General features: G+C 72.4%; 13 protein-coding genes. 5 read left to right on the plus strand and 8 right to left on the minus strand.

What is annotated here, in order from left to right:
• Positions 1-373 precede the first annotated feature (373 nt).
• On the plus strand, positions 374-1,735 hold the full coding sequence (dnaB, locus tag ACQPZF_RS41770; RefSeq protein WP_372443301.1) for a replicative DNA helicase: 1,362 nt from the start codon (positions 374-376) through the stop codon (positions 1,733-1,735).
• Positions 1,736-1,801: 66 nt separating this feature from the next.
• Here the strand turns inward: dnaB and ACQPZF_RS41775 are convergent, their stop codons facing one another.
• On the minus strand, positions 1,802-2,704 hold the full coding sequence (locus ACQPZF_RS41775) for an aldo/keto reductase (RefSeq protein WP_433266773.1): 903 nt from the start codon (positions 2,702-2,704) through the stop codon (positions 1,802-1,804).
• 87 nt (positions 2,705-2,791) lie between these two features.
• Between ACQPZF_RS41775 and ACQPZF_RS41780 the strand changes: the two genes are divergently transcribed.
• A complete protein-coding gene (locus tag ACQPZF_RS41780; RefSeq protein ID WP_433266775.1) occupies positions 2,792-3,499 on the plus strand; it encodes a TetR/AcrR family transcriptional regulator in 708 nt (235 codons plus the stop codon).
• Positions 3,500-3,601: 102 nt separating this feature from the next.
• Here the strand turns inward: ACQPZF_RS41780 and ACQPZF_RS41785 are convergent, their stop codons facing one another.
• From ACQPZF_RS41785 to ACQPZF_RS41805, 5 genes are all read right to left on the minus strand, one after another.
• The gene (locus tag ACQPZF_RS41785) at positions 3,602-4,051 is read right to left on the minus strand and encodes a VOC family protein (protein ID WP_433266777.1); all 450 of its coding nucleotides are present in this window, start codon (positions 4,049-4,051) and stop codon (positions 3,602-3,604) included.
• 79 nt (positions 4,052-4,130) lie between these two features.
• Positions 4,131-5,636, minus strand: coding sequence for a carboxylesterase/lipase family protein (locus ACQPZF_RS41790; RefSeq protein ID WP_433266779.1), 1,506 nt, complete (start codon positions 5,634-5,636; stop codon positions 4,131-4,133).
• Positions 5,637-5,729: 93 nt separating this feature from the next.
• The gene (locus ACQPZF_RS41795) at positions 5,730-6,350 is read right to left on the minus strand and encodes a TetR/AcrR family transcriptional regulator (RefSeq protein WP_433266781.1); all 621 of its coding nucleotides are present in this window, start codon (positions 6,348-6,350) and stop codon (positions 5,730-5,732) included.
• Between the two features lie 33 nt (positions 6,351-6,383).
• Positions 6,384-7,232 carry a GNAT family N-acetyltransferase gene (locus tag ACQPZF_RS41800; RefSeq protein ID WP_433266783.1) on the minus strand — a complete coding sequence of 283 codons (849 nt, stop codon included), beginning with the start codon at positions 7,230-7,232 and terminating at the stop codon, positions 6,384-6,386.
• Between the two features lie 69 nt (positions 7,233-7,301).
• Positions 7,302-7,775, minus strand: coding sequence for an AraC family transcriptional regulator (locus ACQPZF_RS41805; protein ID WP_433266785.1), 474 nt, complete (start codon positions 7,773-7,775; stop codon positions 7,302-7,304).
• Between the two features lie 139 nt (positions 7,776-7,914).
• Here ACQPZF_RS41805 and ACQPZF_RS41810 point away from each other — a divergent pair, with 139 nt between their 5' ends.
• The 3 genes from ACQPZF_RS41810 to ACQPZF_RS41820 all read left to right on the plus strand — a co-directional run bounded on the left by ACQPZF_RS41810 (position 7,915) and on the right by ACQPZF_RS41820 (position 10,251).
• Positions 7,915-8,472 (plus strand): TetR/AcrR family transcriptional regulator, encoded by a 558-nt coding sequence (locus ACQPZF_RS41810; RefSeq protein ID WP_433266787.1) that lies wholly within the window; start codon positions 7,915-7,917, stop codon positions 8,470-8,472.
• Positions 8,473-8,497: 25 nt separating this feature from the next.
• Positions 8,498-9,334 (plus strand): exonuclease domain-containing protein, encoded by an 837-nt coding sequence (locus ACQPZF_RS41815; RefSeq protein WP_433266789.1) that lies wholly within the window; start codon positions 8,498-8,500, stop codon positions 9,332-9,334.
• A gap of 104 nt (positions 9,335-9,438) precedes the next feature.
• The gene (locus ACQPZF_RS41820) at positions 9,439-10,251 is read left to right on the plus strand and encodes a GGDEF domain-containing protein (protein ID WP_433266791.1); all 813 of its coding nucleotides are present in this window, start codon (positions 9,439-9,441) and stop codon (positions 10,249-10,251) included.
• Between the two features lie 307 nt (positions 10,252-10,558).
• On the opposite strand, the gene ACQPZF_RS41825 is transcribed toward ACQPZF_RS41820, so the two are convergent.
• Positions 10,559-14,341, minus strand: a complete 3,783-nt coding sequence (locus tag ACQPZF_RS41825; protein WP_433266793.1) for a hypothetical protein — start codon at positions 14,339-14,341, stop codon at positions 10,559-10,561.
• A 185-nt stretch (positions 14,342-14,526) separates the two neighbouring features.
• Positions 14,527-15,294: a hypothetical protein gene (locus ACQPZF_RS41830; protein ID WP_433266795.1), complete on the minus strand. Its 768-nt coding sequence runs from the start codon at positions 15,292-15,294 to the stop codon at positions 14,527-14,529.
• Positions 15,295-15,416: the final 122 nt, after the last annotated feature.

The following is a 15,416-nucleotide window of genomic DNA, read 5'->3' on the forward strand; positions in this document are numbered from 1 at the left end:
CGGGCGGCGCTTTCGCACTTCCGGCTGTGGACAACCCGGTGTGACGGGTCGGCCGCGACACGCCGTGCGAGCGGTCACACGCGACACGCCGAGGGTGTGACGAAGGACTTTTCCACACAGTTATCCACAGGGCTTGAGCTGCGGAAACTTCTGTCATGGCCCAAGTTGTACCCAGGTTGTCCACAGCTTTCCAGGGTGCTGTGGCCAACCGGCGGGAACCATCCCCAGGCTGTCCACCGGTCTATCCCCAGGCGTGTTTGCCTGCGCCATCCGGGGGGCTCTAGCGTCCGCGAGGTAGCTGAGTGTGCCGCACGGAATTGTCGTACCCGCGAGGTAGAACTTGGGGCCACGAGCAGATTGGGGTGAGTTCGCGTTGGCGCTGGTGGACGACCGGGGCATGGCCGAGCCCGGTTTCGAACGGCAGCCGCCACAGGACCTGGCGGCGGAGCAGTCCGTGCTCGGCGGCATGCTGCTGAGCAAGGACGCCATCGCCGACGTCGTCGAAGTCCTGGCCCCCAACGACTTCTACCGCCCCGCGCACCAGGCCGTGTACGACTGCGTCCTCGACCTGTACGGGCGGGGCGAGCCGGCCGACCCGATCACCGTGTCGGCGGAGCTCGAACGCCGCGGCGAGCTGCTCCGCGTCGGCGGCGCGCCGTACCTGCACACCCTGATCGCGACCGTGCCGACCGCCGCCAACGCCTCCTACTACGCCGAGATCGTGGCGGAGAAGGCCGTGCTGCGGCGCCTGGTGGAGGCGGGCACGAGGATCGTGCAGCTCGGCTACAACGGCGCGGAGGGCGCCGACGTGGACGAGGTGGTGGACCGGGCGCAGGCCGCGATCTACGAGGTCACCGAGCGGCGCACGACGGAGGACTACGTCGTGCTGGAGGAGCTGCTCCAGCCGACCATGGACGAGATCGACGCGATCGCGTCCCGGGGCGGCTCGTCCCTGGGCATCCCGACGGGCTTCGCCGACCTGGACGAGCTGACCAACGGCCTGCACCCCGGCCAGATGATCATCGTGGCCGCCCGGCCGGGTGTCGGCAAGTCCACGCTGGGCCTGGACTTCGCGCGGTCGTGCTCGGTGAAGCACGGTCTGACCAGCGCGATCTTCTCCCTGGAGATGAGCCGCACCGAGATCGTCATGCGCATGCTGTCCGCCGAGGCGAGGATCCGCCTGGGCGACATGCGCGGCGGCCGGATGAGCGACGACGACTGGACCAGGCTGGCCAGGCGGATGAGCGAGATCAGCGAGGCGCCGCTGTTCGTCGACGACTCGCCCAACCTGACCATGATGGAGATCAGGGCGAAGGCGAGGCGCCTCAAGCAGCGCCACGACCTGCGGCTGGTGGTGGTCGACTACCTCCAGCTCATGTCGTCGGGCAAGCGCAGCGAGTCCCGCCAGCAGGAGGTCTCGGAGTTCTCCCGGAACCTGAAGCTCATCGCGAAGGAACTGGAAGTCCCGGTCATCGCGATCAGCCAGCTCAACCGCGGCCCGGAACAGCGGACCGACAAGCGCCCGCAGCTCTCCGACCTCCGTGAGTCCGGCTCCCTGGAACAGGACGCCGACATGGTGATCCTGATCAACCGCCCGGACGCGTGGGAACGCGACGACCCGAGGGCCGGCGAGGCGGACCTGATCATCGCCAAGCACCGCGCCGGCCCCACCGCGACCATCACGGTGGCGCACCAACTGCACTACAGCCGCTTCGCCGACCTCGCCCAGGGCTGAGCCGCCGCCGGCGTAGGGTCAAATTTCCTGTTTCATTTTCTCGTCAACCACTTCATCTCAACGTGCTCAACGGTGGCTCCGCGCCAAGGAACTGAGCGCGTCGAGCGTGGACTGGTGCGGCTGGTCGATGACGGCCTTCGACTCGTCGACCAGGCCGGTCAGGCGGGCCACCTCGGCGTCGGTCAGGTTCTCCGCGACCTCGGCCGCGGCGATGTTGGCGCGTAGGTGATCGGGGTTGCTCGTGCCGGGGATGACGACCACGGCGGGGGAACGGCGCAGCAGCCAGGCCAGCGCGACCTGCGCCGGCGTCGCACCGAGGCGCTGCGCGGGGCCGGTCAGCTCGTCGTAACCGGTGAGCCGTCCGGAGGCCAGCGGGTAGTAGGGGACGAACATGATGCCCTGCGCCTCGCAGTCGGCGAGGACCTGGACACCGCTGCGGTCGAGCAGGTTGAAACGGTTCTGCACGGCCGCGATCGGCGTCATCTCCTGTGCGCGGGCCAGCACCTGTGGCGACGCGCCGGACAGCCCGATGCGGCGGATGAACCCCTGGTCGCGCAGCTCGACGAGTACGCCGAGCGAGTCCTCCAGCGGCACGTCGGTGGGCGGTGCCGGACCGTCGCCGCCGAGCCGCAGGTACGTCAGCTCGCTCACCTGCGTACCCAGGTCGGCCAGCGCCTCGTGGACCTGCCGGCGGACCGTGTCCGGGTGGTCGGCGATGATCCACGACCCGTCCGGACCGCGCCCGGCGCCGACCTTGTTGCCGACGATCACCCCCTCCGGGAACGGTCGCAGCGCCTCTCCGATCAGCCGGTTCACCGTACGCGGCCCATACGCGTTCGCGGTGTCGAAGAAGGTGACTCCCAGCTCCACCGCCAGGCGCAGCACCCGCCGCGCCGACTCGGGATCCTCCGGCGGCCCCCACACGTTCGGCCCGGCGAGCTGCATGGCGCCGTATCCAACCCGATTCACTGGTTCTCCCTCGATGTATCACTGCTACGCCTATCCGCGTAGCACTGCCTGTCTCAGTGATACCGCAAGTGCCGTAGCATTGCAACGGTGGACGACGCGAAGACCCGTACCCGGCGGCATATCCTTGAGGTGGCGGCCGGCATCCTGGAACGGGAGGGCGCCCAGGCTGTCTCCACCCGCTCGGTAGCCGCAGCGGCCGGTATCCGCGCCGCTTCCCTCTACCAGCTCTTCGGCGACAAGGACGGACTCCTCGCGGCCCTGGCCATCCACGCCTTCGAGCGCTACCTGGCCGAGAAACACACTCTGGTGCCCACCGACGACCCGGTCGGCGACATGCGCCGCGGCTGGGACATCCACGTCGACTTCGGCCTGCGCCACCCCGCCTTCTACCTGCTGATGTTCGGCGCCGATCGCCCCGGCCGCCGCCCACCCGCCGCCGACGAGGCCCACGACCTCCTGCTCAAGTTCCTCGACCGCGCCGCCGCAGCCGGCCGCCTCCGGGTTCCGCCCGCCCTCGCCGCCCGCCTGTGCCTGGCCGCCGTCACCGGCGTCACCCTCTCGCTGATCAGCGCCCCCGCCCAGGACCGCGACCCGGAGATCTCCGCGAGAATGCGCGACACCCTCATCGGCTCCCTCACCACCGACCCACCCCCGCCCTCGCCGGAGGGCCCCGGCCTCGCGTCCCGGGCCCTCGCCCTCGATGCCGCCCTCACCGCCGTGGACCGGGACGCCCTCCCGATGCGCCCGACGGAGACCGCCCTGCTGCGCGACTGGCTCCACCAGCTCGCCCGCTGACCCGGACAGGCAGCCGGCTTTCGACATGCGCGATCGCGTCCCGGCCGGACGCGTGGGAGCACGACGACCCGAGGGCCGGCGATCGGGTGTCCCGAGGCGTGCCTAGACCACGCAGAACTCATTGCCCTCCGGGTCCTGGAGGACGACGCCGTAGTACTCCATGTCGGGCTCGTCCATGATCCGCAGCACGGTGGCCCCGGCCTCGGTCAGCCGTTCCACCTTGCTCGTGACCCGCTGCGTGCGGGTCGCCAACGGGACCTCCCGTCCACCGCCCACCTTCAGGTCGAGGTGGACGCGGTTCTTCGCGACCTTGGGCTCCGGGACCTGCTGGAACCAGATCCGCGGGCCTTGACCCGCCGGGTCGACGATCGACTCCGGGGTCTCCCCGGCGCCGACGGGCAGCTCCTCCTCGGGCACCCCGGTCCCCGCCCAGTAGTCGCGCCACGTGGCGTGCCCGCCCGGCGGAGGCTCGGGCACGTACCCCAGCGCGTCGGTCCAGAAGGCCACCAGCCGCTGCGGGTCGGCGCAGTCGATCGTGAGCTGCAACGTCATCTCCACACCCGCAGCCTCCCAGACAGGTACGACAATCCCGTGCCGAGGAACCAGGCGAGTGGGACCGCCAGGCGATCGTTCAGGGCATCCGCGCCCAGAAGTCGAGGCAGTGGTCGGTCCGGTAGTCCGTGCCGCCGATCCGGTCGGGCGCCAGGGACTGGACGTGGCCGGCACCGAAGTCGGGCCAGGCCGGCAGGTCGGCGTGGGCGGGATCGCCGTGGGTGGCGAAGGCCGCCCAGTACCGGCGCATCCGGTCGGCGAGTTCGCGTTGTGCCGCCGACAGGGACGGGCCGCCGGGGAAGTCGAACAGGTACACCAGTTCGCTGGAGTGCTGCGCGCCGGTCGGGAAGCCCGGGAGCGGCACGAGCGGTGGGGCGTCCTGGTCGGCGAACTCGTAGAACCACGTTCTGGTGTGTGCGGCGAGGGCTCGGCCCAGGTCCCAGGCCGGTCGCGCCCAGGCCCGGTCCGTGCAGACCTGCGCCCAGGCGAGGCTCGGTGTCGGGAAGTGGTCGAGCGGGTAGCGCGTGGCGACCTCGTCCGCCGCGTCACCGAACGCCTCGGCCAGCAGGCGCGGGTAGCTCTCGGCGGTGACCGGGTGGCCGGCGACGTCCGCGAAGAGACCGACGAAGAACCGCGCCTCGTCCCGGGTGGCGCCCAGCACCAGCGGTACCCGGTGGAAGCGTCCGGCGGGCAGCGCCTCCGCGGGCGATTCGGGCAGGGTGGGTCCGCCGAAGGCCGGCCGGATGAAGGCGGCCGACGACTGGAGCAGGTCCTCCACCGGAACCCGCCGGAGCTGCGCGAGCGCCGACCCGGGGTCGCTGCCCGGCGTGATCCAGCCGTGCTCGGCGGCGGTGGCGGCGCCGAGCCGTTCCAGCTCGGCGGCCGGCGACCACATCGGTGGGAGCGTCGGGACGCCGGGGATGAAGGTGTGCGCCGGCGTCGGGCCCATGACCCCGAACGCGCTCTGCAGGACCGCGCGGTGGAACAGGCCAGCCGAGGTGGGCGACACCAGGTGCGCCGCGATCGTCAGTGCCCCGTAGGACTCCCCGACCAGGGTCACGTTCGCCGGGTCGCCGCCGAAGCGCGTGATCTCCCGCTGGACCCAGCGCAGTGCGGCCTGCTGGTCCAGCAGGCCGAAGGTCCCCCCGTCGGGGAGACCCGGGTAGCCGAAGCACCCGAGCACGCCGAGCCGGAAGTTCGGCGCCACGACCACGACGTCGCCGGTGACGGCGAGCCGCCGGGGATCGGAGGTGGCAGCGGTGCCGTTCGTCCCGCCGCCGCCGTGCAGCCAGACCACCACCGGACGCCCTGCGCGGGCCGCCGCCGGCACGGTGACGTCCAGCGTCAGGCAGTCCTCGTCGACGGAGGTGACGTCGGCGAACGACTGGGCCACCTGCGGCGCGGGGTTGCCCGGCTCGGTCGCGTCCCGGACTCCGGACCAGGGCGCGACCGGCGCGGGCGACCGCCAGCGCCGGTCTCCGACCGGGGGCGCGGCGTAGGGGATGCCGCGGAACGAGAGGTGTCCGTCGAACCGGAGGCCGCGGACGGCGCCGGTGCTCAGCCGCACGGTCACGTGGTCGGTCATCGCCTTCGCTCCCCGGCCGACCCTCTTGGCAATACGATCATATGGCTACGGTAGCCGTACGGCCTCAGTGTTGTCGCGGAGCTTTCGCGGGCGTCACAGCGAGGGATCGCGATGCCCGGTGAACACCGCGGCGACGGCCCGGCGGAGCACGTCCCGTGCCGGGAAAGCGTCCGCGCCCGAGAGCGCGAGCTGATCGGCCAGACCCTGTGCGGTCGCGAGGATCATGCGGGCGGCGGGCCCGGCGTCGACACCGGGGTCGACCTCACCGCGCTCCACGCCGCTCTCGACCACCATCGCGACGTACCCGAGGAGGTCTCGACCCGCCCGCCGCGCGACCTCGGCCAGACCGGGGTGATGCAGCGCCTGGGCCTGGAGACCTTGCCGGACGCGGTACTCGACGTCCCGCTCCGGGTCGAGCGGCAGCAGTTCGACCAGGCTGTCGAGCAGCACCTCCTCGATCGGGAGGCGGGCGGCCTCGCCGTTGCGGACCCGGACCCGCACCCGCTCGCTCAGCCGGCTCACGGCGTCGTCGTAGGCGAAGCGGAGCAGCGCGTCCTTGCCGGGGAAGTAGTGCTGGATCAGCCCGACCGACACGCCGGCCCCGGCCGCCACCCGCGAGAACGACACGCCGGCGAACCCCTCCGCGGCGAGCAGCCGCTGGAACGCCCGCGCGATCTGGGCACGACGCTGATCATGATCGGCAACCCGTGGCACCTCAGTACCATATACGCGTACCGCTACCGCAGCTCAGGAGAAGTCGTAGCCGGCGAAGTCGGTGACCGGGACGTAGCCGATGCGCTGGTAGAGGGCGTTGCTGGTGGGGTTGGCGGGGTCCGCGAACAGCACCACGTCCGTCGCGCCCGCGGCCAGCGCGGCCCGGCTCACCTCGACCGTGACGGCACCCGCGTAGCCGCGTCCCCGCAGGTGGGCCGGGGTGTAGACAGGGTCCACCCGGACCATGCCGGCGACCACCGACGTCGAGCCCGCCATCGAGACGGGCGTGCCGTCCGGGGTCTCCCAGAACGTGTACCGCTTGTCGGCGTAGCGCGAGGCGGCCCAGGAGGCGGCGTCCATGGAGGGCGCCTCTCCGACGGCGGCGACGAACTCGCTGCACCAGCGGATGACCTGCTCGCGGTCCCGCGCGTCCTCCACGCGAACCCGGCCCGTCGGGACCGGCTCCGGCGGGGTGAGCGTGCCGAGACGATAGAGACGGACCCGCAGCCGGTGTTCCCGCGCCGCGCCGGTGTGCCGCCGCCACGCCTCGGCGAAAGCGGTGGCGGTGTCGTGGTCCGCGGTGACGCCGGCGAGGGGGTGGCCGAGGTCGGCCAGGTGGGCGGCGAGGGTGTCGGCCTGCTCGGGGGAGAGGCGGGTGGGGTTCAGGCGGCGGGTCGGCCGCCGGTAGAAGATGGCGTGGACCTCGCCCCTGCACTCCAGCAGGCCGAACACGGTGGCTTCGGCGTCCGTCCGGCGGGTGCGCAGTTTCTCGACCACCGTCAACGGCATGGTGTGCAGGGCTGGACGTGAGCGCAGGAAGTCCCCGGCCCGGCTGAGGAAGTCGTCGACGTCTTCGGTGATGTGCCAGCCGTCCGCGCGCATGCTTCATGATCCATGATCTGGCAGCACCCGGCGCGGCCGAGCGAGGTGGGCGGGCCGTCCTGACAGCGCCTAACCTGCGGAGTCCCGGCGCGACAGCGCCGCCGCGTGGGAGGCAAGGCCGTCGGCCATCTCCTGCGTGACGCGCTGCATGACGCCCTTCATCAGCTTGCCCATCCCCCAACGGGCGGAACAGGTGCCGTGCCAGTGGATGACCGTGCCGCCGTCCGAGGTGGGCGTGAGGTCGACCCGCAGCCGGGTGAGGAACCGGTGGGGCGTCTCACCGGTCGCCGCCCGGAAGACGCGGATGAAGTGGTACACGCTCAAGTGCACTTCGGCGGCGATGTCGGCCGGCGCCAACGGCTCCGCCAGCCGGTCCCGCATGACCGCGATGCCCGCGCGGACCGCCGCGTGCTCGGGCCCCGGCAGGCGTTCGCCCCGGCCCCGGGTCGGCAGGTGCGTCGCGAGGAACGCCGCGGCGGACTCCGCGTAGAGATCGTCCGCGTCGCCGGCCTCCGGCAGTGCGCGGACGAGCTGTTCGACCACCGGATCACCCACCGCGGCCGACAGCGCTTCGAAGTCCGGCTCCGCCCCGCCCAGTCGAGCGCGGTCCGGTCGACGGTCTGGCCGGGTGGTTCGGTGTGAGCGGTGTGAACGTCCGCAAAATGGCGCATACGATCACGGGATGCCACCCGACGCGGCGCGGCGCAGCGACCGTTCGAGGCGGGCCATTCTCGCCGCCGCTCTGGAGCTGGTCGAGGCGCTGGGCTACGCGAAGCTGACCATCGAGGCCGTCGCCGCGCGGGCGGGGGTGGGGAAGCAGACGATCTACCGGTGGTGGCCTTCCAAGGGGCCGCTGTTGTTCGACGCGTTCGTCGAGCTGGGCGGGTCGGGGCGGGTGATCCGGCCGTGGGGCGAGTTGGGGGACGACCTGCGGGCGGAGTTGCGGGACGCCATCGACGAGTTGGCCGAGCGGCGGTTCGACCAGGTCTGCCGGTTGTTGGTGCACGAGGCGCGGACGGATCTCGTCACGTTGTTGTTGACGCCTCGGCGGGTGGTCCTGGAGCAGCGGCTGGCGGCTGCTCAGCGGGCCGGGGAGATCCGGGGGGACGTCGACGTGCCGGCTGCGGCGGAGCTGTTGTTAGGTCCCGTGTACCAGCGGTGGTTGCTGCGTACGGGGCCGTTGACCGGGACGTTCTCCGACACGGTCGTCGATCTCACGCTCCGGGCGCTGCGGGGGTGAGCTTGATCGGTAAGGTCTGCCGATCATGGGGTATGCCGTGGTCGACGTCGAGACGACCGGGTTCGCGGCGGGGCGGTCCGACCGGGTGGTCGAGATCGCCGTGGTGCAGTTGGACGACCTCGGCCGGCAGACCGGTGAGTGGTGCACGCTGCTGAACCCCGGTCGGGATCTCGGGCCGCAGCACGTGCACCGGATCAGCGCGGCCGACGTGTGGGACGCGCCCACGTTCGCCCAGGCGGCCGGTGCGTTGGCGCGGCAGTTCGCCGGGCGGGTGCTGGTCGCGCACAACCTCGCCTTCGACGCCCGGTTCCTCGCCGCCGAGTTCCGGCGCCTGGGGGTCGACCTCGCGCTGGACGGGCTGTGCACGATGCGTCTCGCGGCGCGGTTCCTGCCCGGCGCCAAGCGGTCGTTGCAGGCTTGCTGTGACGCTGCGGGGATCGTGCTGGACGACGCGCACTCCGCCTTGCACGACGCGCGCGCCACCGGGCGGCTGTCCGCGCACTACCTGCGGCACGGCACGGTGGACGGGCCCGCCGTCCCGTGGCCGCGGCTGCCCGGCGACGACGTCGGCGAGGTGCGGCGGGGGCACGCGGTGGTGCGGGCGCGGACCGAGCAGGTCCCGTTGCGGCGGGGTGACCTGGTCGTGTTCACCGGGCAGATGACCGAGCCGCGCGACGTGTGGATCTCCCGCGCGCACGCCGCCGGTCTGGTCAGCCAGGGGTACGTGACCCGGTCTACGCGGGTGCTGGTGGCCGCCGACACGTTCACGCTGTCGGGCAAGGCGCGGCGGGCTCGGGCGTACCGGGTGCCGATCGTGTCCGAAGAGGACTTCGGGGCGATGGTCGGGGCGTTACAGCGGTGACCAAAGATCACCGGACCGGGTGGTGTCGGGCCTATTGAAAAGGCCGATACCTGCGGGGAGGCTTTTCACGGACAGGCCTGCACCCGGCGGAGGGCTCGAGTCCTATGAGTACCGTGCAGACAACGACTTCCCGTGCGGTGTGGGACGAACTCGTCTCCGAACTCCCCGTCGGGATGCTGCTCCAGGACGAGACCGGCACGGTGCTCGCGGGCAACCGGCTCGCCGCCACGCTGATGGACGTGCCCTCGTCGGCGTTGCCCGGTCTGCGGCAGCCGCAGGCTTGGGACGCTTCCGGCGCGCCGCTGCCGTCGTGCGCGGAACTGGCGTCGCAGGTGCTGCGGACCGGGTCGTCGCTGACCATTCCGATGGTCCTGCCGCACGCGCAGGTGTGGGCCGAGTACCACCCGCTCGAACTGCGGGGGCAGGTGCTGGTGGTGCTGCGGCCGGTGCAGTCGGACGTGCCGCACAGCGCTCGCCTGCTGGACGGGCTGACCGGGCTGCCGGGGCGGGCGCTGCTGCTGGACCGGCTCGACCAGGCGTTGATCCGGGCTCGGACGCACGGGACGTTGGCGTCTTTGGTGCTGGTGGACGTGCACCGGTTGGCGGCGGTGAACCGGAAGCACGGGTTCGAGCGGGGGGATGAGCTGCTGGCTGTGATCGCGGGGCGGTTGCGGGAGGGGCTGCGGGACGATTACACGGTGGCCCGGTATGGCGGGGACGAGTTCGCCGTGGTGGCCGAGCACCCGAACGGGAGTGGCGAGGCGGTGGCGGCTCGGGTGCGGGAGTTGGCCGGGCGGGCGGTGCGGATCGGCGGGGCGCGGGTGCAGCCCGGGGTGCGGGTGTGCTGGGTGACCAGTGACGGCGATGCGCCGGTGCACTCGGTGCTCGCTCATGTGGAGGAACGGCTGCGGCCCTGAGATCGAGCCGCGCTGATCTGAGTCGCACTGACCGAGTCGCACTGACCGAGTCGCACTGAACTGAGCCGCACTGGTCTGGGCCGCGCTGACCGAGCCGCAGTGACCGAGCTGCACTGAACTGAGCAGCCCCCGACTTCCATTCTTCCAGGTGGGTACGACAGAAAGCCTCGGGTTGGCGGCCGGGCTTGGGGTGAATGGACCGTTCAACAGAAGTTCGCTGGATGGGAGGGGCCGGAACAGGGCTGAGCCCCTGGCACGGGTGCCAGGGGCTCAGCGCGGAAGGGTGTTGCGGTTGTGGGTGTTGCGGTCAGATGCGCGGCATGACGGTGGTGTCTTCCAGGGCTCCGAAGACCGTCCGGGCGTCCAGGCCGGCCAGGGCCGGGGCGTAGGTGCGCTCGGTTTCGGGCTTCAGGGGCGCCGCGAGGCTGTTCAGCGGGTCGATCTTCAGGCCGCTCAGCGAGGTTTCGGGCAGGGTCGGGACGGCCGTGCGCGGCTGCGCGATGCCCGGCACCGGCAGCACGAACGGCAGGGCCACGGGGACCGCGGCGGGCGCCGAGGGGAGTTCGACCGGCGTCGAGGTCAGGTCGACCGGCGTCGAGGCCAGGTCGATCGGCGTCGAGGGGACCGCGACCGGAGCCGTCGGCAGGCTGCGCTGCTGCGCCTTCGGCAGTGGCAGCATGCTCTCGACGGCCGCGAGGCGGCCCAGGCCTCCGTCGAGCAGCGGCAGGGTGCCGCCGAACGAGCGTTCGCCGCCGGCGGCCGGCAGACCGGTGTCGGCCAAGCCCGGCGCCTTGACGTCGACCAGGCTCGGCAGGCCGGCTTCGGTCAGGCGCGACAGCGCGGTCAGGAGCGGCATCTCGGTGGCCTGCGACAGGGCCGCCAGGCCCTTCGGGTCGGTGACGGTCGTCAGGCTGTTGCCCAGGGCCGGGTTTCCGAGGTTGGGCAGGGCCGGCAGCTCGGCCCCGTCCGTGACGGTCGGCAGCTTGCCGGCCGTGGCGGCCTCTTCCAGCTTCGACGCCTTCCCCAGCTTGGACGCCTTCTCCAGCTTGGACGTCTCGTCGAACTTGGCCGACCTGGGCTTCGCGCCCTGGCCTAGCTGGCCCAGCACGTCCGGCTGCGGCGTCGCCAGGGTGCCGAACTGCGCCGAAACGGGCGAGGGCACCTGCTCCAAGGGCAGCCCACCCAAGGGCAGCCCACCCAAAGGTGCCTGGTCCAAAGGCAGCCCACCCAAGGGTGCCTGGCCCAAAGGTGCCTGACCCAAAGGTGCCTGGCTCAGGGGTGCCTGGCCCAGGGGTGCCTGGCCCAAAGGCGCCTGGCCCAAAGGCGCCTGGTTCAGGTCGAGGAGCTGCCGGTAGCCGTTCAGGTCGGACAGCTTCGGCAGGACGGACGTGTCCGCCAGGTCGCCCGTGTCGAGCAGGCGCATCGGGTCGAGCAGGCGGGTCGAGTCGAGTAGTTGCGCCGAGTCGGACAGGTGCCGTGAGGTGCCGAGGTCGGACAGCCGGTCCAGGCTGCCGAACCAGAACAGGCGGTCCAGGCTGGTCAGCGTCGGCACGTCGGTGATGCCCATCAGGCTGTCCACGCCGACCGGCAGGTCGATGCCGTTCGGCACGCCGGTGGGTGCGCCCAGGAAGGCGGCATCGTCCTCGCCGGTGCGCTGGGTGCTCCGGTCCGTCACCTTGGAGGTCGCGGTGCCGAGCACCTCGACCGGCACGTTGTGCACGACCGGCCGGGTTTCGACGGGTAGCGCCTCGTCGTGCGCGCTGGCCGCGCCGCGACCGCTGGTGTCGGTGTCGCCGTCCGCCTCGGTCAGGCTGGTGGTGTCGGCCGCCGCGTCGGCCAGGCCTCCCACGGTCGCCGCGTGGCCGAAAACGCCCGGCTTGGCGTTCGCGGGCACCGCGAGCAGGTTGCCGGACAGCGACGAGTCGAACGCCTTCGTGGCGTGGTCGCCGCCGGCGATCACGGTGGAGTCGTCGGTCACCTTCGACGTGCCGTTGCCGGCGACGGTGGCCGTGTCGGCGAACACCTGCAGCGCGGTGGCGGGCTGGGCGGTGAGGCCGTTGCCGGACACCGAGCCCCGGTCGCCCGAGGTGAGCACGTGGCCGCCGGAGAACGAGCTGAAGTCGTTGTCCGCCTCGCTCTCCACGTTGCTGACCGCGCCGACCGCGCCGCCGAACACCTGTGGGGACGAGGCTTCGGGCAGCGAGACGACGTTGCCCGCGACCGCGCCCTCGTCACCGGTCGACACGGCGGAGCCGCCCGAGCGGGAGTCGAGTTCGTTCGTCACGTCGGACGAGCCGTTGCCGACGCCCACCACGGTGTCGCCGAAGACCTGCGCCGGGTTCGACGTCGGGATCTCGACGATGTTGCCGGACATCGAGCCGTGCTTGCCGGTCGCCTGGGACGGTCCGCCGGTGACGACCGTGGTGTCGCTGTCGGACTTCGCGTTCGGGTTCGCGACCAGGCCGGCCGCGTCGCCGAACGCCTGCGCGCCGATCGCGGTGGGCGTGGTGACCACGTTGCTGGACACCGTGCCGTTGTCGTCACGGGTGTCGGTCGAGGCGCTGGAGCGGACCGACTTGTGCTCGCGGGCGGTGCCGGAGGCGTTGCCCACCGCGCCCACGCCGTTGCCGAAGCCCTCCAGCGGCACGCCGAGCGGGGTCTCGCCGACGTTGCCGGACAGGGTCGAGTCGTTGCCGCCGGTGCCGGTGTGGCCGCCCGCGCTGGACTCGACGTCGTTGGCGCAGACGGCGTGCGCGATGCCGCCGGCCGTCGCGCCGTTGCCGCACAGGTCGATCGCCGCCGCCGGGGGCGCGTCCGCCGCGTTGCCGGACAGCACCGAGCGGTCGCCGTTGGTCAGCGTCTCGCCGCCGGCCGACGACGTGGTGCCGGTCGCGCGGTTGGCGGAGGTGTTGCCGACGCCCGACAGCGCGTTGCCGCCGCCGGACACCGGGAGGCTCACCGGCACGTCCCCGAGGTTGCCGGACACCGTGGAGTCGTTGCCGCTGGTGTCGGTGACGCCGCCGGCCCTCGCCTGGTTCCGGGTCGTGCTGGTGGCGTCGGCGTTGCCCACGCCGGCCGCGACGTTGTCGTCCACCGAGACGGGGCCGGCCAACTGCGGCTCGGTCACGTTGCCCGCGAGGGTGCCGTTCTCGCCGCTGGTGTCGATCCACCGGAGCGCGCCGTTGCGGGCGACCTTCTGGTCGCCGGCGGTGGCGGTGGAGGTGTTCGCGGCCTGCGTGTCGGCGTTGCCGACGGCGGTGACGCCGTTGCCGTTGACGGTGACGAGCGAGGCGACCGGTGCGCCCACGACGTTGCCGGTGCCCGTGCCCCGGTCGCCGTTGGTGGTGAGCGCGCCGCCCGAGGTGGCGGTGCTGTCGGCGGTGGACGTGCTGGTGGCCATGCCACCCGCCGCGACCGCGTTGTTCGTCACCTGTGCGGGCAGGGACTCCTGCGCGGTGGTGATGTTGCCGGACAGCGAGCTGTCCGGACCGGAGGTCGTGATGTCCCCGCCGGCGGTGGCGTCCTGCTTGGTGGTGGACCGGGAGTTCGCGTTGCTGCCGACCGCGACGGCGTTGCCGCTGACCGCCACGGGGTTCGTGCCGTGCGCGGCGACGACGTTGCCCGCGAACGGTTCGGTCGAGCCGTCGGTGCGGATGTCGCCGCTGCTCGTCGCGGACTGCTCGCAGGCGCTGGTGGCGTCGGCGGGGCCGCCGGCGGCGATGGCGTTGCCGCACACCTGGACCGGCGCGACGACGGCGCCGTCGACCACGTTGCCGCGGGTGACGCCACTGGTGGTGTCGACCGCGTCCGCGCCGCCCTCGGCGCTGCGGACCAGCGGGTTGGCCGGGGCGAGCGCGCGGACGCCCCCGGTGTCGACGTCGCGCTTGATCTCCGGCAGGTCGTGGTTGCCGACCGGAGTGCCCAGGTTGTTCTGGTCGACCTCGATGGGCAGTTGCACCTGCGCGTCCATCGGCGGCGGCGGAGCGTCGGGGCTCACGTTCTCCTGGGCTGAAGCGATGCCCGTACCGAGCATCAGCAGACCACCCGTGACAAGTGCGGATTGGATACCGCGCTTGGCCCAGGTTTGCATGGGTTCTCCTTCTTGGGTGTCCCTGGCGGGAGGTGAAGGGTGGTCGGACGCGAACACGCGTCAGGCAGACGACCACCCGGATCGGGGGGTGGTGGCGCGGCTTCTCGACCGGTTTCAGGTACGCGGAGCACGCGTCGGTCGATTACCGGGACGGCTGGACAGCCGCCGCGGACCGCACTCCGGGATCAGTCAGGGGTGATGCCGGGCTGCTTGCCGGGCATCACGGTGTTCCGCTCGGTGGCGGGCAGCAGCGCCCGAGCCGTGGCGGAGTCGACGCCTTCGGCGAACACGCCCGTGAACGGGCCGCTGTTGCCGCCGGCGGAACCGGCGCCGTCGCCACCGCACGCGCAGTGCGCGGGCACCCCGGACGGAGGTGCGAACGGGGCGAGCGGGCCGGCCGGGGCTCCCGGCTGGGAGCCGTGTGGTTCGTCGGACGACACGCGGAGCGGCTGCGCCGACGCGTGCGCCCAGGTCTCGCTGAGCTTGCCGAACGCGCCCCGCACCACCGGGGTGCCGACGGAAACCGGCACGGCGGTGGCGGTGGGTGCGGGCTCGGTGCGCTGGACCGCCACCGAGCGCCCGGTGGGGGCGTCGGCGCGGGCCGGCAGGTTCGAGCGCTGCTCGAACCAGGCGCCCATCTCGCCGACCGCGCCGCGGATGCCTTCCGCGACCTGGCCGAGCTGGGGCGGCGCCGCGTCGCCCGCCCGGTGGGCGTGCAACGTGGCGTCGAGGAGGTGCACGGTCTCCCGGACCGGCGCGACGGTCTCCCGGACGGGCTCGCGGACGGACGGGCGGTCCGCCACGACCTGCGTGACGGCCGCGACCGCGTCCTCGTGGGCGACCACCTCGGCGGTGGCCGGGGCCGTGGCCAGCGCCCACGCGGCGGCAGTGCCAGCCAGCGCGCCGCCGGCGACCAGCAGGGCACGGGTGAGCAGCCGCTTGACGCGGCTCACCCCCGCACCCGCTCGCTGGTCGGCCGACGACGACACTGGTACCTCCGCTGGAACGCTCAGTGGTGTGTCGGCACAAGTCGATCGAAGGTGATCAAGCCGACGCCGTCGAGCGTGCCGCAGGA

It is taken from the genome of Actinosynnema sp. CS-041913 (assembly GCF_050942485.1).
Taxonomy (GTDB): Bacteria; Actinomycetota; Actinomycetes; order Mycobacteriales; family Pseudonocardiaceae; genus Actinosynnema.